Origin of the sequence: Janthinobacterium sp. JC611, from assembly GCF_018682595.1 — a bacterium.
GTDB lineage: Bacteria > Pseudomonadota > Gammaproteobacteria > Burkholderiales > Burkholderiaceae_D > Janthinobacterium.
In genome coordinates this window covers 168686-188398 of the sequence record NZ_JAFLJN010000034.1, presented here as the reverse complement: position 1 = coordinate 188398, position 19713 = coordinate 168686, and the positions used below count along the sequence as shown (strand labels likewise).

Genomic DNA, 19713 nt, shown 5'->3' with positions numbered 1-19713 from the left:
GTGTCGCGCATTACAGGTGCAAGCCGCCGAGAAAGTGGCGGATGGCGCGGTAGCTGGCATCGGGCACGCTCATGTGCGGGCAATGGCCCACATTCTCGACCACGTGCAGGCTGCTGTGCGGCAGCATTTCGCGCAAGTACTCACCCACCGGGACGGGCGCGATGAAGTCGTCGCTGCATTGCACGATCAGGGCCGGCGTGCTGTTGTGCGGCAAGATGGCACGGTGATCGGACAAGAAGGTGGCTTGCGCGAAATGCCGGGCGATGACGGGGTCGGTGCGGCAAAAGCTGTTCGCCAGGTCCAGTCCCAGCGCCGGCTGGCCGGGCGCGCCCATGATGGCAGGCGCCATGCTGGCGGACCAGCCCAGGTAATTGCTGTCCATGGCATCGAGCAAGTCGTCGATATCGGCACGGCTGAAGCCGCCCTGGTAGCCGGCCGCAGCATCGTCGACGTAACACGGCGACGGCGCCAGCATGACTTGCGCTGCAAACAGGTCCGGCTCGGCGATGCTGGCCAGCAAGGCGCTCATGGCGCTGACGGAATGGCCGACGCAAATGACGGGGCCGCCGCCGACGGCGTGGATGACCCGGCGCAAATCGGCGCCATGCGCGTCGAGCCGCGCGTAGCTATCGAAATCATAGGCGCCCAGGTCGGAGGCGCCGCTGCCGAGCAGGTCGAACAGCACGGTGCGGTAGTGCGGACGAAACAGCGGCTCCAGGTAACGCCACATGGTCTGGTCGCAGCCAAAGCCATGCATGAACACCATGGTGGCTGCCGCGCCCGCCTGCGGCGCACCGCTGCGTTCGCTCACGCGGATATTGTGACGATCTTGTATACGCATGCCTGTTTTGCCCTGAATATTTCCACGTGGAATGTAAATTAACTTCTTGCTAGCATCTTAGCATGCGCTATTTGACCTTGGGCAACACCATTGGCGCTGGACAAACGCCTGGCTGCGGCAGATAATGAGAACGATTCCCATTATCAAAATGCCAGGCGATACCTGGCTCTCCCTGTGCGCCCCGGTGGCGTCCGCTGGCGGCAACAAGCCGGTTTTATGTTGAAGGTTTGTACCGCATGCGCGCTTTCTGGACTGTCATACACCGCTGGGCCGGCCTGACCATCGCCCTCTTCCTCATCGTCGCGGGCCTCACGGGCGCCGTCACCTCGTGGGATCATGAACTGGACGAATGGCTCAATGCCGACATCATGGAGACGCCGGGCCGCGGTCCCCTGCTGCCACCGTTTGCGCTGGCGCGCAAGGTCGCCGCCGCCGACCCGCGCGTGGAAGTCAATTACATGACCCTGGGCCTGGAAGCAGGCCATGCGGCCGCCTTCATGGTGCGCCCGTTGACGGACCCGGCCACGAACAAGCCGTTCGTGCTCGGCTACGACACCGTCTACATCGACCCCGTCACGGCGCAGATCACGGGCACGCGCGATTCGACGGCCATTTCCCTGTCGCGCCGCAGCCTGATGCCGTTCCTGCGCCACCTGCACTACAGCCTGCACGTGCCCGCCTTCTGGGGCACGGACCGCTGGGGTTACTGGCTGATGGGCACGGTGGCCCTGGTGTGGCTGCTCGACAGCATGGTGGCGTTCTATCTGACCACGCCACGCCGTTTGCGCCCGCGCGCGCAGGACGAGGCCCCGCGCCACCGCGACGCCGCCAGTTGGTGGCAGCGGTGGAAACCGTCGTGGGTGCTGCGCTGGGCGGCCGGCGGCTACAAGCTCAATTTCGATCTGCACCGCGCGGGCGGCCTGTGGGTGTGGGCCATCATCCTCGTCGTCGCGTTTACCTCGTTCTCGCTGAACCTGTACCGCGAAGTGTTTTATCCTCTCATGTCGCTCGTCTCCACCACCACGCCGGGACCGTACGAAACGCAGACGCCGGCGCCCTACGGCAGCTACATCACGCCCGCCATCGGTTTCGCGCAGGCGGTAGACATTGCCAAAAAGCAAGCCGTGCAACGCGGCATCACGGCGCCCATGGGCGGCATTTATTATGGCGGCAATTATTCGTTCTACAACGTCTCCTTCTTCGACCCGGCCGACGAATTCGGCGCGGCCGGCATGGGCCTGTCGAACCTGTACGTCGACGGCATGGACGGCACCATCATCGGCCAGCACAAGCCGTGGGAAGGCACGGCCGCCGACGTGTTCGTGCAACTGCAATTCCCCCTGCACTCGGGCCGCATCCTCGGCTTGCCGGGACGCATCTTGATGTCCCTCATGGGCATCATGGTCGCCATGCTGTCGGTGACGGGCATCGTCATCTGGGAGCGCAAACGCCGCGCGCGCCGGCTGCAGGCGAAGAGCCATTGAAATTCACCTAAACGCGCGACTTCACAACGCATAGCCGCCATCGCACTTCCGCACTTTACTACCCATCAGCCGGCACATGCCGGCTGTCCGCGCTGCGCGCTTGCCATGCGCCAGCCCGGCCAACGCCCTCAAATGCAGTTTACTTGCATTAGTATTCCACGCGAGCTATTATTGCAACTCTATTGCATCTATGCATTCCGCTGCGCCTGCGTCTAGCGCCAGCCCCCATTCCGCCTTTTTAGAGAGTCCCATGCGCCATCACGTATTCGCAGCTGCCATGCTGTCCACTGCCCCGCTCGCCTACGCGGCGGACGACGTCACCCTGCAAATCATCAAGGTCCGGGCAGACCGGCCTTCCAGCATCGACAGCATCGTTCTCGTCGACAATACGCAAGCCCAGAACCGGACCCTGGGCGCCATGCTCGAACATGTCTCGGGCGTGCAAAGCAGCGCCTTCGGGCCGCATGCGGGCGCGCCGGTGATACGCAGCCTGAGCGGCAGCCGCGTGCAGATCCTCGAAGATGGCCAGTCCATCCTCGGCATGAATGCGCTCAGCGGCGACATCAACATCCCTTTCGATCCGCTTTTCGTGCGCAGCGTGAGCGTCAACAAATCGTCCGATAGCGTGCGTTTCGGCGGCAATGCCATCGGCGGCAGCGTCGACGTCGATTCCGGCATCGTTTCCAGGAAGATGGAGGACAAGCGGAAGGACCTGGAGCTGGTCTTGCGCAAGGGCTTCAACGATGCCGACGCGCAAGGCTTGCGCATGAACTTCAACGATGGCAAGCGCTTCTCGACGAATCTGCAGATGTCATTCCAGAAAATCGGCCATTACGACATTCCCGGCAACAGCAAGGCCAGCGTGTGCAACAGCCAGTTGTTCCCCGTGAAGGGCGGCGTGAATACCTTTTTGGCCGACAGTTGCCAGAAAGAAGCGAGGATCCAGCAAGTCTACAACAAGGCTTCGCAACCGTTTATCGACCAGTTCATGAAGGAAAATCCGGACTGGGCGGACGGCGATTTTTCCTTCTATACCAATCACCCGACCTCCGTCTGGCAACGCAAGACCTACGTCAATCCAGCCAACCCCGCTTACGTGCCGGGTACGCCGTCGATGACCCAGAACAAGATCAACAAGGACGTCACCCCCGACTACCACGGCACCCTGGGCAACAGCCATGCCAGCAATACCCACTTTGCCGTCGGCACCACCTACTTTTTCGATCGTGGCTACGTGGCCGTCAGCGTCGATACCAAGAATAGCGAATACGGCGTCCCGGGCTTTTCCATGGAAAACAAGTCGTTCGGGGCGAACCATGACGAGGGACTGCCCGTCGGCGTGGTGATACAGCAGGATAAATATGCGCTGGAAGCCCATCTGCCTGACCCCGCACCTTTTCTTGAAAGCGCCCAACTGCGCGTGTCGCGCCTGAACAATGCGTCGGGAGAGCGCCTGGGTGCCGCCAAGGCGAACGACTACCAGTTCGACACCAATCAGGCCGAGCTCCTGCTGGCGCACCGGCGCGCGGGCCCCTTGAGCGGCGTGCTTGGTGTGAGCCACAAGGCCAGGGATATCGCCGGCAGCGGGCCGCAGCTCTATCTTCCCGATGCGAGCACGGTCAGCCGCGCGCTGTTCGTCAAGGAAAGCCTCGACGTCGACTGGGCCACCTTCGACGCCGGCTTTCGCCATGAAACAGTGGATCACGAGATACGCAAGAGCGGATTCAAGACGTCGCGGAATGCAAGCAATTCCAAACTCGAGGACAAGTCGTTCAGCCTGAGCAGCTATAGCCTGGGCGCCTCGGCCGCGCTGGGCCAGCTGTTCGGCGCGAAGCTGCGCTATGCATCGTCGGAAAGAGCGCCCGACGTCAACGAGTTGTATGCGAGCAACCGCCACTATTCGATCATGACCCAGGAAGAGGGAAACCAGAAGCTGAAGGCCGAGCGCGCGAAGAATACGGAACTCACCGGCCTGTTCACCAACCGCGGCTTCCAGCTGTCGGCAACGGGCTACGTCATGCAGTACGAGAACTATCTCTACCTTGGCCACTCGGGCATGCAGATGGCCAATCGCCTGCCATTGAAATACTGGAAGCAGACGGATACGACGGTCAGGGGATTCGAGGTCGACGCCTCCCAGGTCGTGCAGCTCGGCGGCTACGGAAAACTGAACCTGTCCGCATTCGCCGACCTGGTCAAGAACAAGGCGGACAATCCCGACAAGCTGCGCGCGCACAACGACGGCGCCTACCTGCCCAATATGCCCACCAACCGCTATGGCGCGAATGTGCAGTGGGAAAACAAGGGGTGGAAGGCCAGGCTGTCCGGCACCCGCTATGACAAGCAGAAGTACCTGGGCAAGAGTGTCAGCGAGGAAGTACCGCTCGACGGCTACACCATGGTGAACTTCCAGGTGAGCCGCGCACTGCAGGTGCCCAATTCGCCGTTTGCAGGCATCGAGGTGTTCGTCAGCGGCAGCAACCTGCTCGATGCGGATGCCCGGCCGCATAACTCCCCGCTGAAATACATCGCGCCCTTGCCGGGCCGTGGCTTTCTAGTTGGCCTGAGCGCCAGGCTTTAAGGCACGCTGCCGTTTCGCTCGCGCCGCACCAGCGCCAGCAGGCTGTCGCCCCGGTTGCCGTCGCAGCAGACGGCCACGCCGTCCGTGAAGTCGGGCGCCGTCAGCCGCGTCAGCACGCTGCCCGGCGGCATTTCCAGCGCCAGCCTGGCGCCCCGCTCCCACGCCAGGCGTGCGGTGGCGGCCCATTGCACGCGCCGCGCCATGTTGGCGGCCAGGCTGTCGCGGATGCGGGCCGGATCGAACAGCGCGCGCGCCGCGCTGCTGCTGAGGTAAACGAGCGAGGGGTGGCGCACCACCACGCCCTCAAAGGCGGCGGCCATGTCGCTCGCCGCGCCTTCCAGCAGCGGACAATGCGACGGCACGCTGACGGCCAGGCGCTGCGCCTTGCTGGCGCCCTGCGCCAGGGCCAGCGCCATCACGGCGTGCAAGCCGCTCTCGCTGCCGGCGATGGCGATCTGGCGCGGCGCGTTCAGGTTGGCGACATACACGGGCGTGGCGGCGCCGTGCACCTGCGCCAGCAGCGGTTCGAGCCGCGCCAGTTCCAGGCCGATGATGGCCGCCATGCCGTAGCCGGCCGGATACGCCTGCTCCATCAGCTCGCCGCGCCGCGCCACCAGGCGCAGCGCGTCCGCATAATCGAGCGCGCCGGCGACGACGGCCGCCGCATACTCGCCGATGGAAAAGCCGGCCACCATGTCGGGCAGCGCGCCGCGCGCCGCCAGCGAACGCGCCATGGCCACGCCCGCGATCAGCAAACACAGTTGCACGGCCCGCGTCGAGGCCAGCGCTTCGGCCGTGTCCAGCGCCAGGGGATCGCAGCCCAGCACTTCAGCCGCTTCGGCCAGGGCCGCCGCCACGGCCGCATCGTCCGGCAGCGCGTGCAGCATGCCGGAGTATTGCGCGCCCTGGCCGGGGAAGGTGAATAGCACGCTCATGCCAGCTCCCAGGGCGCGGCCGTCAGCACGGGGCCGCGCTCCGTTTTCAGCAAGACCCTGCCCCGTCCCGCCGCCCATTCCGCATACGCAAAGCCGCCATGGCCCGTGTCGATCTGCAGGTCCAGCCGGCACGCCGTGATACGCGACGTGACACTCGCCGCGATGGCGCGCAGGGCCTCGGCCTGCGCGCCATCGGGCGGCGCGGCGATGCGCAGCACGAGATCGAGGTCGCTGTCGGCGCGCAGCACGGGCAAGCCGCTGGCCAGGGCGAAGCCCACGCCGCCCGTCGGGCCCCAGGCCCAGCCCGTGGCGTCGAGCAGCGGTGCCACCTGCCGCAACGCATCGAGCGCAGTACAATCAAAACCAGGCGGCGGGGTGCGCGCCAGCCGCGCCAACGCCTCCGGCGTCACGCGGCGCACGACGGCGGCAGCGTCGACCTCGCACGCATGCCGCTCGCTGCGCAGCATGCCGCGCAGACCCACGGGGATGCGCCCAAGCGTGGCGCTGGCGCGCCGCACCACCAGTGGCGCCGCCCGCAGCCAGGCCGCGTCGGCCCAGGCGGGCAACGTTGCATCCTCGGGCAGGCAGGACGCCCACAGCAGATCATGCGCGCGCCAGGCATCCATCAGGCCACCACCGCCTTGACGGCAAAGAACAGCAAGGATGGGCCCAGCAAGCAGCCCAGGCCCGTGTGGAACGTCGCCACCAGCGCGCCATACGGCACCAGCTTGCGGTCGGTGGCGGCCAGGCCGGCCGACACGCCGCTGACGGTGCCGGCCAGGCCGCCGAAGACCATCGCAGAACGGGGCGTCTTCAGGCGCAAAAAGCGCGCCGCGGCGGGCGTGCCCACCATCACCAGGATGGCCTTGATCAGGCCTGCCGCGATGCTCAGGGCCATGACGTCCGAACTGGCGCCGATGGCCGCGCCCGTGACGGGGCCGACGATGTACGTGACGGCGCCGGCGCCGATGGTCGTCATGCTGACGGCATCCGAATAGCCGAACGCATAGGCGACGCCGGCGCCGACGAGGAAGGGCAGCACCACGCCCAGCATCAGCGCCACGACGCCGATCAGGCCCGCCTTGCGCGCTTCCGTCGCCTGCACTTCGAAGGCGGTGGCGACGATGGCGAAGTCGCGCAGCATGGCGCCGCCCATCAGGCCGATGCCGCCGAACAGCGACAAATCAGCCAGGCCCTTGTGGCCGCCGCTATGCACGCCGCCCCAGTAAGCGAGGCCCAGGCCGATCACGATGGCGATGGCCGAGCCGTGCACCCTGCCCAGGGTCAGGTACTTCGACAGCGCCACCGAGACCAGCATGATCAGGCCGACGAAGGCGAAGGCCGTCACCAGGCCATTGTGGATGGCGGCTTTTTCAAAGATGTCAAGCATGACGGTGCTCCTTCATCAACAGCGAGTCGGCTTCGGCGGCGGACGGGTTTTCCATGCGGTTGATCAGAGAAATCACGGCGCCGCACACGAGCACGGAACCGATGGCGGCCAGCACGGCCACCGGCCCGCCGCGCAGGGCCGCGACCACGTCCTGCTGCGCCGCCATCGCCACCACCACGGGAATATACATGGCGCCCCAGTATTCGACGCCCCGCTCCGTCATCTGCGGCAGCCAGGCGCGGCGCTGCATGTAGAGCCGGGCGCAGATCAAGAGGAGCATGGCGATGCCCACGCCGCCCACGTTGGTCTTGACGCCCATCAACTGCCCGAGCAGGTCGCCCAGGAAGATGCCGAGCAAATGGCACAGGGCCAGCAATGCGGTACCGTAAATGATCATGATGTGTCTCCGTTATAGGAATAGGAATGACTTGATGTCTTCTCTGTTGTTGCACCTACCACTGCTGCCCCAGCACCTCCCTGACTCTTGCCGACGCCTGGCGGTGCGGCGCGCCCAGGCGGCTGGCCAGTCCCCGTTCCGGATCGGCGCGGATGTCGGCCAGCGCCGCCCGCAGGCAGGCGTCGACGGCGGCCGTGTCCTGCGCCGATGGCGCGTCCGGCTGCGCCACCTGCAAGGTTTGCCACAGCAGCCCCAGGGTGGCGTAGTTCCTGATGTCGTAGGCCATGGGGGCGATGGTGGCGGCCAGCGCTTCGAGCGCCTCCACGGTGCGCAGGGTGATGCGCGCAGCCGACGCCTTGCCCATGGCGTGCACCATCACTTGCGGATCGTCGAGCGCGATCAGGCGGCTGGCCTGGTAGCCGTGGGCGAGAAAGGCGCCCGACATGGCCTTGCCGACGATCAGGCCGATGACGGGATGGCCCCCCAGGCGCGCCTCGGCGTAGGCCCCAGCCGCGCCGGCCAGCGCCTGGTGGATGCCGTAGGCCTCCTCGCGCCGGCCGTAGGCCTGGCTGGCCACGTCGATGACGGCGACGACGGGCCGCTTCACCGCCAACTCGCGGTCCTCGGCAAGCACCTGCCGCACGGCGCGGGCCAGCTGCCACGCCTCGACCAGACCCACTTCGCCCGTGCGGGCCCGCGCAAAACGGTTATCCGGGTCGGGCAGCACGGCGAGGTAGCGCGCCGCTACGCCGGCCAGCGGCGCGTCCACCACGCGCACGGAAGGCGGATAGCCGTCCAGCGGCGCAGCGTTGTTCGTGAGTGCCGCCAGCCAGACGGCGCCGCGGCTCGTGTCGGTGATGGCGTTCATGCTGCGACTCCTTTGCTGTAGATGGCGCGCACGGCGCCAGGTGTGGCTTGCACGGACGCGTCGACGTCGGCCAGGAGCGCCAGGTAGGCTTCCGCCTGGTCGCTGCGGTGCTGCGCTGGCACGCCGCGTACGAACAATGCGGCCACGGTGGCGCGCATCTGCGCCGTGTCGTCTTCCACATAGGCGTCGGCCAGGCCGCTCTTAAAACGCTGTTCGCCGCCCGTCAGGCTCCAGATAAACGGTTTGTTGCGCGAGTCGAATTCGTCCACGCCCGCCTCTTGCTCGATCACGGCCGGCCCGTTGAGGCCCAGGCGCGCCTCGCGCGTGACGACCAGGTAACTGCACAAGCCCGCCGCGATCGACATGCCGCCGTAGCAGCCCACGGTGCCGGCCGTGATGCCGATCACGGGCTGGTAGCGGCGCAGGTCGACGATGGCCGCATGGATGTCGGCAATCGCCGCCAGGCCCAGGTTGGCTTCCTGCAGGCGCACGCCGCCCGTCTCGAACAGGATCACGGCCCGCGTGGGCACGCCGTTGCGGTTGTCGCGCGCCGCCAGTTCCAGCGCGCCGGCGATCTTCGCGCCGCCCACCTCGCCCATGCTGCCGCCCTGGTAGGCGCCTTCGATGGCCAGCACCACGGCCGGCTGTCCGTCGAACAAGCCCTTGGCCACCACCACGCCGTCGTCCGCCTGGGCCGTGACGCCCTGCAGCGGCAGCCACGGCGAAGCGATGCCGCAGAAGGGGTCGAGCAATTCGCGCATGCTGCCCGCGTCCAGCAAGGCCCTGGCCCGGCTGCGCGCCCCCCGTTCGATGAAGCTGTCGCGCTCCAGCAGTTGTTGTAATGTGCTCATGCCGTCCTCCCCGCTTGCGCTTCTTCGTAGGCTTGCTCGATGCGCATGCGCACCACGCCCGGCGTGGCGCCGCAATCGTTGATGACGATGCTCGCCGCCGGCAGCGGCGCGCCGCCGAACACGCGCAGCAACAGCGCATCCCACACGGCGCCCTTGCCGTCGACGGAGGTGTTGACGACGATGCGGGTCACGCCGTCGTCGCCCGGCTGCAGCAGCACTTCCAGGTCGCCCGATCCGACCACGCCGGCCAGCGCGCGTCCCGATGCCGGCTGCCCGGCCGCGAATGTGTAGTCACGCGTTTCCATGCGCGTCTCCTTCCGTCAATCGATCGAGGAACAAAGTGGCCGCCAGCAGATCGGCCGCGCCGCCGGGCGACACGCCGCGATCCAGCGCCTCCGCTTCCAGCGCCAGCAGCGCCTGCGTGCCGGCGGTCGTGGCCGCGCCGCCGGCCGCCAGCACCCGCGCCGCACCCGCTTGCAACGCCAGCAAGGCCGTTTCGCCGCCGCGTGACAGCACGCAGGTGTCGTCCAGCCGGCTGACGATGGCCAGCAAGGCGTTCAGGCGCGCCGTCGTTTCGCTGTCGCCGCGCGCCCGCGAGGCGTGCAAAGCGGGCAGTCCCGCACCCGTCACCAGGGGAAATCCTGCGCGGGCCTGGCCCCTCGCGCCATCGACCTGATACCGGCGGCACGCCAGCTCGCCCTTGTTGCCGGTGGCGCCAGGCGCGCCACGGTCGTGCAAGCGGGCCAGCGCGCCGGCCCGCGCCGCCACGGCCAGCGGCGCCAGCGAAGCGCCGCGCGCGCCTTGCTGCGCCGCCGCCGTCACCAGCAGGCCCAGGGCCCAGATGGCGCCCCGGTGCGTGTTCACGCCGCCCGTGGCTGCCAGCATCAGCGCCTCGCCATCGCGGCCGATGGCGCCGATGCGCTGGCGCAGCAGGTCGTCGTCTTGACTCTGCGCGCCAGCGTCGGCCATGGCGGCAAACACCGGTTGCAGCACGCAGGCCGAATGGCACATCAGGGCCCAGTTCAAGTCCGCGTGGGCGCCACGGCTGCGCAAATCGACGAGGCCCGGTTTCGGCGTCAGCGTCACTTCATCGAGCAGCGCCTGCAGCACTTGCCGCGCCAGCGCGGCAGGGCGTACCTGCACCGGCACTGTCGTCATCATTGTGGTCATCATTGTCATCATTACCAGCTCCTGAATTTGGCGGGTGGTTGATACAGGCCGTCGGACCATTCGACCAGGTCGGCGATGCTTTTCGCCGCCAGCAGCGAGCGGCTGGCCGCGCCGCGCTGCACGCCGATATCCTCGGGCAGCGCGATCAAGCCGTCGGCGCGCAATGTCGCCGTCGTCTTCGGGTCGTGGCGCAGGCCGATGGGCGTCACGCCGGCCACCGCCGCCAGCATGGCCTTGCGCTCGTCCAGCGAACGGGCCTTGTACAGGTAGGCGATACCCTCCTCCGTCAGCACGTGGGTGACGTCGTCGCCATAGATCATCACGGGCGCGAGCGGCATGCCGCTGGCCTGGCCCACGGCCACCGCGTCGAGCGATTCGACGATGGTCGGCTGGCCGCCGTCCTGGAAGGTCTCGACCATCTGCACCACCAGCTTCTTGCCGCGCGCGAGAGGATCGTCCGTCTCGATCAGGTCCAGCCAGGCCGGCGTCGGATGGCGCCGGCCGTGCGGGTCATGGCCCATGTTCGGCGCGCCGCCGAAGCCCGCCAGGCGGCCGTTGGTGACGGTCGACGAATTGCCCAGGCCATCCATCTGCAAGGTGGCGCCGATGAACAGGTCGACCGCGTACTGGCCCGCCAGCTGGCACAGGGCGCGGTTCGAGCGCATGGAACCGTCGCGGCCCGTGAAGAACACGTCGGGCCGCGCGGCCGCATAGCCTTCCATGCCCAGCTCCGCGCCGAAGCAGTGCACGCTCTCGACCCAGCCCGTCTCGATGGCCGGTATCAGGGTCGGATGGGGGTTGAGCACCCAGTTGCGGCAAATCTTGCCCTTCAAGCCCAGCTGCTCGCCATAGGTGGGCAAAATCAGCTCGATGGCGGCCGTATTGAAGCCGATGCCGTGATTGAGCGACTGCACCTGGTGTTTTTCATACACGCCGCGGATCGCCATCATGGCCATCAGCACGTGCACGGGCTTGATCACGCGCGGATCGCGGGTAAACAAGGGTTCGATGAAGAACGGCTTGTCGGACTGCACGACGAAATCGATCCACGAACCGGGCACGTCGACGCGCGGCAAGTCGCTGACGTCGTCGACGATCTGGTTGACCTGGGCGATGACGATGCCGTCGCGGAAGGCGGCCGATTCCACCAGGGTGGGCGTGTCCTCGGTGCTGGGGCCCGTGTACAGATTGCCCTGGCGGTCGGCCATGTAGCCGGCCACCATGACGACGTTGGGCGTGAGGTCGACGAACAGGCGCGCATACAGTTCGATATAGGTGTGGATGGCGCCCACTTCCAGCAAGCCATCCTGCAGGAACTGGGCGATGCGCAGGCTTTGCGTGCCGGCAAACGAAAAATCGAGCTTGCGGGCGATGCCCCGCTCGAACAAGTCCAGGTGTTCGGGCAGACTGACGCTGGGCATGATCAGGTGCAGATGATGGATCTTGTCCGGGTTGACCTGGGCCAGCATGCGGGCGAGAAAATCGGCCTGCTTCTGGTTATTGCCTTCGAGGACGACGCGGTCGCCCGGCGCAAGCAAGGCTTCGAGGACGGCGACCATGTCGCCCTGTTGCAGCACGGGCCCGTTCGCGTACTGGCGCACGGCTTCCAGGCGGCGGCGCTTCTCGGTGCGCCGCGTGTCCCATTGTTTTTGCCGCTGCGCTGGCGCTGCTGTGGCGGTTGACATCATGCCTCCCTTTTTTCTGTCGAGTTTCAACGATAGTGAAAAGGCAGCAACGCGACAATCAACCTGCTAGCATATTCATTACCCTATAGTTAATGAACTGCCATAAAAGAGGCTAGCCATGGCCATCAATGAAGAAATCACCCTGAAAAAGCTGGAAGTTTTTCTCAGCTTTATGGAATTGAACAACCTGGCCCGTGTGGCCGATGCGCTGGGCCAGAGCACGGTCAGCGTGCACCGCGCCCTGCACTCGCTGGAAGACGGCTTGCGCTGTCCCCTGTTCAAGCGCGAGGGCCGCAGCCTGATCCCCCTGCATGCGGCCTACACCTTTGCCGAATCGGCGCGGCGCGCGCTGGCCGAGTGCGAGGAAGGCGTGCGCAAGGTGCGCGAAATGTCGGGCATCAACCCCGTGCGGCTGAAGATCGGCTCGCTGTATTCCTTGACCCTGCACTGCATCCCGCAACTGGTGATCGCCCTGAAGCTGCGCCGGCCCGGTCTCGACATCGACCTGACGCTGGGCTCGAACCGCGAACTGCTGCAAAGCCTGGCCGATGGACGTTTGGACGCCATCATCGTCGGCGTGCAGGAAGACGAACAGCATGCGGGCCTGGTGGCCGTGCCGCTGTTCCAGGACGACATCTTCCTGGCCGCGCCGCTGGCCTCGCCGTATGCGGGCGCCGCCTCGGTGGACTTGCAGCAGCTGCGCGACGACAAATTCGTCACGCTCAACGAGGGATTCGTCACCTCGCAAAGCTTCAACCACGCATTCGAGCTGGCGGGATTTGTGCCCGACACGGCCATGCGGGTGGGCGACATCTTCTCGCTGATCAACCTGGTGAGCGGCGGCATCGGCTACAGCCTGCTGCCCGGCCGCGTGCGCGCCTTCAGCTCGCGCATTGAACTGCTGCCGCTGGAAGCGCGTTATGGCTCGCACCAGCAAATCACCCTGCTGATGCTGAGCAGCCGCGAGCGCGACCCGAATCTGCTGGCGCTGGCGGCGGAGTGCAGGTTGTATGGGCGCCGGGAGCCTGCTTTACCCAAGACTTTGACTTAATATCTAAACAATGGCATAGCAAAACAAGGCCCGAACCCTCAACCCGGGCTCCCCGGGCCCAGCGGGCCTGAAAAATGACCAGGGAATGGATAAGACCGGGCGCGCGGGCGCAGACAGTACGAATGTACGGCAAGCCCAAGCAACGCAGCCATGGGCACCTCTCAGGCCCACGATCCAGGCCCGCACTTAAATAGCACTATCCCAAGGCGCCGACAGCCGCACCGCGCAGTTGATGAGACCCACCATCGAATACGTCTGCGGGAAATTCCCCCACATCTCCCCCGTCACCGGGTGCGTGTCTTCCGAAAGCAGGCCCAGGTGGTTGCGCGCCAGCAGCATGGTCTCGAATATCTTGCGCGCTTCGTCTTTCCTGCCGATGCGCGCCAGGGCGTCGATGCGCCAGAAGGTGCAGATGTTGAAGGCCGTTTCCGGCTTGCCGAAGTCGTCGGGCGCTTCGTAGCGGCGCATGTAGGGGCCGTCGCACAGCGACGCTTCCAGCGCGTCGACGGTGGCGATGAAACGGGGGTCCATGGGGTCGATGAAGTTGACTTCCGCCATCAAGAGCACGGAGGCGTCCAAGTCGCGCCCGCCCAGGCTTTCGGCGAAGGCCTGGCGCTCCTCGCTCCACGCTTCGCGCAGCAGGCGTTCGCGTATCAGCACGGCGCGGCTGTTCCAGTGGTCGGCCCGGTCCGGCAAGCCCAGCTTGTGCGCGACTTTCGCCAGGCGGTCGCAGGCGGCCCAGCTCATCAGCATGGACGAGGTGTGGACCCTGGCCCGCGTGCGCAGCTCCCACATGCCCGCGTCCGGTTCCGCATGCAGGCGGAACGCCTGTTCGCCCACGGCTTCCAGCGCGGCAAACTCGGCTTTTCCCGCCCGGTGGAACAAGCGGTGGTCGAGGAAAGCCTGCGCCGCCCCCAGCACGATATTGCCGTAGACGTCGTGCTGGAAGTGTTCCTGCGCCTGGTTGCCCACGCGCACGGGGCCATTGCCGCGGTAGCCGGGCAGATGGTCGAGCGTGGATTCCGGCAACTGCTCTTCCAGGCCGATGCCGTACAGGGGCTGGATGTGGCCGCCTTTCGAGCGGGCGACGATATTCGTCAGCCAGCGCAGGTATTCCTCCATGGTGCCCACTTCGGACAGGCTGTTCAATGCCCGCACGACGAAGAAGGCGTCGCGCAGCCAGCAATAGCGGTAATCCCAGTTGCGGCTGCTGCCCGGCGCTTCCGGGATGCTGGTGGTCATGGCGGCGATGATGGCGCCCGTGTCCTCATATAAAGACAGTTTTAATGTGATGGCGGCGCGGATGACCACGTCCTGCCATTCCAGCGGCACGGCCAGGCGGCGCGTGTAGGTGCGCCAGTAGTTGATGGTTTCCTTCTCGAAGATGCGCGCCGTGTCGTCGATGCCGCCGGCCAGGGTTTCATCGGGGCCGAGCAGGAAGTTGGCCGTGCCGCCCAGCATGAAAAACGTTTCGCTCAGCACATAATTGAGCGACACGTCGGTGTTCAGGCGCAAGGTCTGTTCCGGCCCCACGTAGCGGATGTGGTGGCTGCCCTGCGTGATCCGCGGCGCCAGCTTGCCCCAGTCGTAGCGGGGCCGCAGGCGCACCCGGATGCGCACGGCGTGAGCGAGCGGGCGCACGCGGCGGATCAGCATCAGCGGGCGGAACATGCGGTCGCGGCTGAGGAAACGGGGCGCGAAATCCGTGATTTCCACGCCGCGCCCTTCGGTGTCGTACAGCCGCGTGCGCAGCACGGCCGTGTTCGGTTCATAGACTTGCTCGCTGCGCGCGAAGTTTTCGATGTCGATGGCCCACACGCTGCCGTTCTGCGTATCGTCCAGTAATGTATTGAAGACGGGATCGCCGTCGAAACGGGGCAGGCAAGACCAGACGACCTGCCCCGCCTGGTCGATCAGGGCGCTGAAGGCGCAATTGCCCACCACGCCGCAGTTGAGGGATGCTTGCGCGGGCGTGCCGCCGGGAATGTCATCAGTTGTCATCGTCTGCTCCTTCTGGGGATACGGAGGCGGCCAGCAAGGCGGCGCGCAAGGCGCCCGGGCTGGCCAGGCGCAGGGTGGCGGCGCTGGGGCCTCTGCCCACTTTCACGCCCTGCCCGCCTGCTTGTTGTACAAAGGCAAAGCCTGCCTCATCGGTGGTATCGTCGCCCGCGAACACGGGCCGGCGGCCGGCGAACGGGCTTTCCTGCATGAAGGCGGCAATGGCGCCGCCCTTGTCGGTGGCGGCCGGCTTGGCTTCCAGGACCATTTTGCCATGCAACAGCAATACACCCGGGCACGCTTGCACGGCGGCCGTCATTTCCTGCAGGCACAACTGTTCGAGCTCGGGCGCCAACCGGTAATGCAGGGCCACGGCGCCCCGCTTCCGCTCCACCAGCAAGCCGGGGTGGACGGCGGCCAGGGCCTGGGCGCGCGCCAGCACGGGCGCCACGTCGGGCGTGGACGCCACGCTGAACGTGCCATCGGCGCCGCGCCGCTCCACGCCATGCACGCCCGCCACCGGCAAGGTCAACGGCGCCAGCATGGCGTCGATCTGTGCCACGGGGCGTCCGGAAATGAGGGCCAGCGCGCCGCCGTGGCGTTCGGCCAGCAGCGCCAGCGCCTCGACCACGCCCGGCTCCAGGCGCACGCCGTCGGGCGTGGGGGCCAGGTCGACCAGGGTGCCGTCGAAGTCGAGGAAGACGGCCGTGCCGGCAGTACTCAGCAGCCGCAACAGGGCCGCGCTATCGTCAGGCATGTCCGTCATCAAATCCCCTTGCGCCGCTTGATGCGGCTGTGGGCGTCGATCTTGGTCATGACCTTGTCGCGCTGGCGCAAACGGGCCGCGTCCAGCAGCATGCGCCCGGCCCAGCGGTACACATTGAAATGTTTCACACGGGCCCGCATGCTCTTCATGCGCTCGCGCTGCTCCACGGGCGGCATCACGAGGGCGCGGTACAGGGCGTCGGCGCCCTGCTCGATGTGGTACGGGTTGATGATCAGCGCCTCGTGCAGTTCGCGCGCGGCGCCCGTGAATTGCGACAGCACCAGCACGCCCAGCTCGTCGTCGCGCGCGGCAATGAATTCCTTGGCCACCAAATTCATGCCGTCATGCAAGCTCGTCACCATGCACACCTCGGAAGCGCGGAAATAGCGCTGCAAGTCGTCTTGGCCATGGTGCTCGGCCTTCAGCAGGATGGGCACGTAATCTCCGCTGCCGAAGCGGCGGTTGATGCGCTCGACCATCTTGCGCACGCGCGCGTCGAAACTTTGATATTCATCGAGCGAAGCGCGGCTGGGCGCGGCGATCTGCACGAAGGTGAAATTGCCGACCATGCCGGGCTGCTGTTCCAGCATGCGCTCGACGGCCTGGAAGCGCTCGACGATGCCTTTCGTGTAATCGAGGCGGTCCACGCCGATGCCCAGCAAGTGATCGGGCGCCACGCCCAGCTCGGCGCGGATCTGTGCGCGGCACGTGGCCACGTCGGGCTGCGCCGGATCGTCTTCGGGCCAGGCGATGGAAATCGGGTAATCCTCGACCTGCGTCATCTCGCCGCCGTAGGAAATGGTCGACGCTTCCGGTTCGATGCGCGTTTCCAGGTAGCGGTCCACCGTTTCAAGGAAATTCTTGCGGTGGAACGGCGTGTGGAAGCCAAGGATGGTGCTGCCCAGCAAGCCGTCGAGGATTTCCTCGCGCCAAGGGCAAATGCCGAACGATTCCGAGTTGGGCCAGGGGATGTGCCAGAAGGTGATGATCGTCGCCTTCGGCAAGGCGTCGCGCACCATGCGCGGCAGCAGGGCAAAATGATAATCCTGCACCAGCACGACGGGATTGTCCGTCTTCGCCTCGGCGATCACGGCGTCGGCGAAGCGGCGGTTGACTTTCACGTACTGGTCCCAGTCGGACGAGCGGAACACGGGGCGCACGTGGGCGATATGGCACAGCGGCCACATGCCTTCATTGGCGAAGCCATAATAATAGCCCTGCTCTTCCTCTTCCGTCAGCCACACGCGGCGCAAGGTATAGCTGGGATTGTCGGGCGGCACGGGCACGTGGTCGAGCTTATCGACCGTCTCGCGGTCGGCGGAACCGGCGCCATGCGCGATCCACGTGCCGGAACAGGCGCGCATCACCGCTTCCACGGCCGTCACCAGTCCGCTGGCGGGGCGCTGGACGGTAATGCCGGTATCTGTTTTCGCGTGGATATACGGCTCGCGGTTCGACACCACCAGCACCTGGTCGCCCTGCAAATCCGCTTCCAGCAAGGCGCGCAGCTTGTCCGGCGTCCAGTCGGACGACCAGCCATTGTCGCCCTGGCGCTCCAGGTGGTATTCCTGCAGCAATTCGCGCAAGTCGCCGATCAGCGGCTGCATTTCCGGCGGCGGCGCGGGCGCGGCGGCGGGCGCCGTGGCGGCGGCCACCGCGCCATGACTTTTCGGCAGCAATTCACCGCGCAGGACATCCTTGACGGCCGCCAGCCAGCCGCGCCAGCTCAGGTGCGCCACGAACACGGTCATCAGGGAAATCAGCACGGCCAGCACGGCCAGGAAGGCAAAGATGAAGCGCTTGGTATCGGTGTTGCGGCGCTCGACAAAGCTCATGTCCTGCACCAGCACCAGGCGGCCCAGCTGGGAGCCATCCTGCATGACGGGCGTTTCGCTGAGGTGGACTTGGCCTTGCGGCAATTGCGCGAGGGATTTGTACAGGCCGCCCGTGGGAGGCGTGCTCCAGCAGCCGATGGAGGCCGGGAATTGCGCGGATTGATAGAGCAAGTGGCCCGCGTTGTCGCAAAAGCCCAGGGCAATCAGTTTTTCATCGCGCGTGGCGTCCTGGAACAGCTCTTTGATGCGCGTGGCGTCCTGCGCGGGCAGGTAGTCGGTGAGCGAGGGCCGCAGGGTTCCGGCGAGCAATTCGGCCCGGCTGTCGAGATCGCGCACATACCAGCGCAGGGTGATGTTGTCGAGCAGGGGTACCACGATATAAGCAAACAATCCCAGCACCAGGGCCAGCGGCAGGATGAAGCGCAAGGACATTCGCAGTGATCGTACTATCATCGTTTTCCTTTGCAAAAACAAAAAGCATGGCAAGTATGACTATGTTTCCACTGCGGCGACGCCCGTTTGCTTTCCGTATTGAAACGTCAACCTGGCCTGGCGCAGCGCAGCAATTTCATCCAGTATCCGCCTGGATGCCGCTCTTATCCGTTCGGCAACGCACGCCCCCGTTACGCCATCTGCCCGTAAAATAACCGCTTCCGACATCCATTTCACTAAAAACAAGGAGTTTTCGCCTATGGATCTCAGCACGTTCCACTCGCTGATGGGAGGCCCGCTGCGCTCGGCGCTGACCGTGCTCGTTTCCGCCCTGCTCGTCACCATGCTCGCCATCGGCGTGCACCGGGCCGGCATCGGCTTGCTGAGAAGGCTGGCCAATGGCCGCCCGTTCACCACCAACGCCACGCGCGTGGCCTTCCGCGCCAGCCAGCTGTGCGTGATCGTCTTCGGCCTGCGCATGGTGCTGGCCGGCGCGCCCGACGACACGCCGGGCTTGCTGGCCATGTCGCATGTCGCCAGCGTGGCGCTGATCATCGCGCTGACCTGGCTGGCCATGCAATGCATCCAGGCGCTGTCCATCACGATCTCCGAAGTCAACCCGGTCGACGTGGCCGACAACCTGCGCGCGCGCCGCCTGATTACGCAGGCCCGCGTACTCACGCGCAGCGCGCACGCCATCGTGGTGATCCTGGGGCTGGCCTTCGTGCTGCTGACCTTGCCCGGCGCGCGCCAGATCGGCGCCAGCCTGCTCGCTTCGGCCGGCGTGGCGGGCCTGGTGGCCGGTATCGCCGCCCGTCCCGTGCTCGGCAATTTCATTGCCGGGTTGCAAATTGCGTTTTCGCAACCCATCCGCATCGACGACGTGCTGATCGTCAATGGCGAATGGGGCAAGGTCGAGGAAATCAAGGGCACGTATGTGGTCGTGCGCGTGTGGGACGAGCGCCGCCTGATCGTGCCGCTGCAATGGTTCATCGAAAATCCGTTCGAGAACTGGACGCACAGCTCGTCCACCCTGCTGGGCACGGTGTTCCTGTGGCTCGATTTCAGCATCCCGCTCGACCCGCTGCGCGCCGAACTGACGCGCATCTGCGAGTCCGCCGTGCAATGGGATGGCCGCGTCTGCACGGTGCAGGCGACGGATTCGAACGAGCGGGCCGTGCGCGTGCGCTTCCTCGTCAGCGCGGCAGATTCGGGCCTGGCCTTCGAGCTGCGCTGCATCGTGCGCGAGCAGATGCTGGCCTTCATCACGTCCCGCTATCCGCACGGCTTGCCCCGCTTGCGCTCCACGCACGACCCCATCGAGCTGCACGCCATGCAGGCGCAGAACGACAGCCTGCCGCTGTACAAGGCCGAGAACCAGGCTTGACAAAACCTGCGGCGCGCGGGCAGGCCGACATCACCCTCATCG

General features: G+C 66.0%; 17 protein-coding genes. 4 read left to right on the top strand and 13 right to left on the bottom strand.

What is annotated here, in order from left to right; all coding sequences use genetic code 11:
* Positions 1-10 precede the first annotated feature (10 nt).
* Positions 11-841 (bottom strand): alpha/beta fold hydrolase, encoded by an 831-nt coding sequence (locus tag J0O65_RS21355; protein ID WP_215409205.1) that lies wholly within the window; start codon positions 839-841, stop codon positions 11-13.
* Between the two features lie 236 nt (positions 842-1077).
* On the opposite strand from J0O65_RS21355, the gene J0O65_RS21350 reads away from it, so the two are divergent.
* Together J0O65_RS21350 and J0O65_RS21345 are read left to right on the top strand one after the other, a co-directional pair.
* The gene (locus J0O65_RS21350; protein ID WP_215409204.1) at positions 1078-2325 is read left to right on the top strand and encodes a PepSY-associated TM helix domain-containing protein; all 1248 of its coding nucleotides are present in this window, start codon (positions 1078-1080) and stop codon (positions 2323-2325) included.
* Between the two features lie 277 nt (positions 2326-2602).
* Entirely contained in the window at positions 2603-4906 is a 2304-nt protein-coding gene (locus J0O65_RS21345) for a TonB-dependent receptor (protein ID WP_251373885.1), read from the top strand.
* Here the strand turns inward: J0O65_RS21345 and mdcH are convergent.
* Genes mdcH through mdcA form a run of 9 tightly spaced genes read right to left on the bottom strand, consistent with a single transcriptional unit; the run spans position 4903 to position 12205 of the window.
* Positions 4903-5841 (bottom strand): malonate decarboxylase subunit epsilon, encoded by a 939-nt coding sequence (gene mdcH, locus J0O65_RS21340; protein WP_215409202.1) that lies wholly within the window; start codon positions 5839-5841, stop codon positions 4903-4905. The genes J0O65_RS21345 and mdcH overlap by 4 nt on opposite strands.
* Positions 5838-6467 (bottom strand): malonate decarboxylase holo-ACP synthase, encoded by a 630-nt coding sequence (locus tag J0O65_RS21335; RefSeq protein WP_215409201.1) that lies wholly within the window; start codon positions 6465-6467, stop codon positions 5838-5840. Before J0O65_RS21335 ends, mdcH begins: the two co-directional genes overlap by 4 nt.
* A complete protein-coding gene (gene madM, locus J0O65_RS21330; RefSeq protein WP_152253993.1) occupies positions 6467-7231 on the bottom strand; it encodes a malonate transporter subunit MadM in 765 nt (254 codons plus the stop codon). Before madM ends, J0O65_RS21335 begins: the two co-directional genes overlap by 1 nt.
* Positions 7224-7628: a malonate transporter subunit MadL gene (madL, locus tag J0O65_RS21325; RefSeq protein ID WP_215409200.1), complete on the bottom strand. Its 405-nt coding sequence runs from the start codon at positions 7626-7628 to the stop codon at positions 7224-7226. The genes madM and madL overlap by 8 nt, the downstream gene beginning before the upstream one ends.
* Positions 7629-7683: 55 nt before the next feature.
* Complete coding sequence (gene mdcE, locus J0O65_RS21320; protein ID WP_215409199.1) at positions 7684-8496, bottom strand: biotin-independent malonate decarboxylase subunit gamma; 813 nt, start codon at positions 8494-8496, stop codon at positions 7684-7686.
* The gene (locus tag J0O65_RS21315; RefSeq protein ID WP_215409198.1) at positions 8493-9347 is read right to left on the bottom strand and encodes a biotin-independent malonate decarboxylase subunit beta; all 855 of its coding nucleotides are present in this window, start codon (positions 9345-9347) and stop codon (positions 8493-8495) included. Before J0O65_RS21315 ends, mdcE begins: the two co-directional genes overlap by 4 nt.
* A complete protein-coding gene (locus J0O65_RS21310) occupies positions 9344-9652 on the bottom strand; it encodes a malonate decarboxylase subunit delta (protein WP_215409197.1) in 309 nt (102 codons plus the stop codon). Before J0O65_RS21310 ends, J0O65_RS21315 begins: the two co-directional genes overlap by 4 nt.
* Complete coding sequence (locus tag J0O65_RS21305; protein WP_251373912.1) at positions 9639-10520, bottom strand: triphosphoribosyl-dephospho-CoA synthase; 882 nt, start codon at positions 10518-10520, stop codon at positions 9639-9641. Before J0O65_RS21305 ends, J0O65_RS21310 begins: the two co-directional genes overlap by 14 nt.
* 8 nt (positions 10521-10528) lie before the next feature.
* On the bottom strand, positions 10529-12205 hold the full coding sequence (gene mdcA, locus J0O65_RS21300; RefSeq protein WP_251373884.1) for a malonate decarboxylase subunit alpha: 1677 nt from the start codon (positions 12203-12205) through the stop codon (positions 10529-10531).
* A gap of 115 nt (positions 12206-12320) precedes the next feature.
* Here mdcA and J0O65_RS21295 point away from each other — a divergent pair, with 115 nt between their 5' ends.
* Positions 12321-13253, top strand: a complete 933-nt coding sequence (locus tag J0O65_RS21295; RefSeq protein ID WP_215409196.1) for a LysR family transcriptional regulator — start codon at positions 12321-12323, stop codon at positions 13251-13253.
* A 186-nt stretch (positions 13254-13439) separates the two neighbouring features.
* Here the strand turns inward: J0O65_RS21295 and J0O65_RS21290 are convergent, their stop codons facing one another.
* The 3 genes from J0O65_RS21290 to J0O65_RS21280 are packed head-to-tail and all read right to left on the bottom strand — an operon-like array spanning position 13440 to position 18305.
* Positions 13440-15254 carry a glycoside hydrolase family 15 protein gene (locus tag J0O65_RS21290; RefSeq protein ID WP_215409195.1) on the bottom strand — a complete coding sequence of 605 codons (1815 nt, stop codon included), beginning with the start codon at positions 15252-15254 and terminating at the stop codon, positions 13440-13442.
* Positions 15244-16017, bottom strand: coding sequence for a trehalose-phosphatase (gene otsB / locus J0O65_RS21285; RefSeq protein WP_215409194.1), 774 nt, complete (start codon positions 16015-16017; stop codon positions 15244-15246). Before otsB ends, J0O65_RS21290 begins: the two co-directional genes overlap by 11 nt.
* Complete coding sequence (locus J0O65_RS21280) at positions 16017-18305, bottom strand: alpha,alpha-trehalose-phosphate synthase (UDP-forming) (RefSeq protein WP_215409193.1); 2289 nt, start codon at positions 18303-18305, stop codon at positions 16017-16019. The genes otsB and J0O65_RS21280 overlap by 1 nt, the downstream gene beginning before the upstream one ends.
* Before the next feature lie 238 nt (positions 18306-18543).
* On the opposite strand from J0O65_RS21280, the gene J0O65_RS21275 reads away from it, so the two are divergent.
* Positions 18544-19671: a mechanosensitive ion channel family protein gene (locus tag J0O65_RS21275; protein ID WP_215409192.1), complete on the top strand. Its 1128-nt coding sequence runs from the start codon at positions 18544-18546 to the stop codon at positions 19669-19671.
* The last annotated feature ends 42 nt before the right edge of the window (positions 19672-19713 follow it).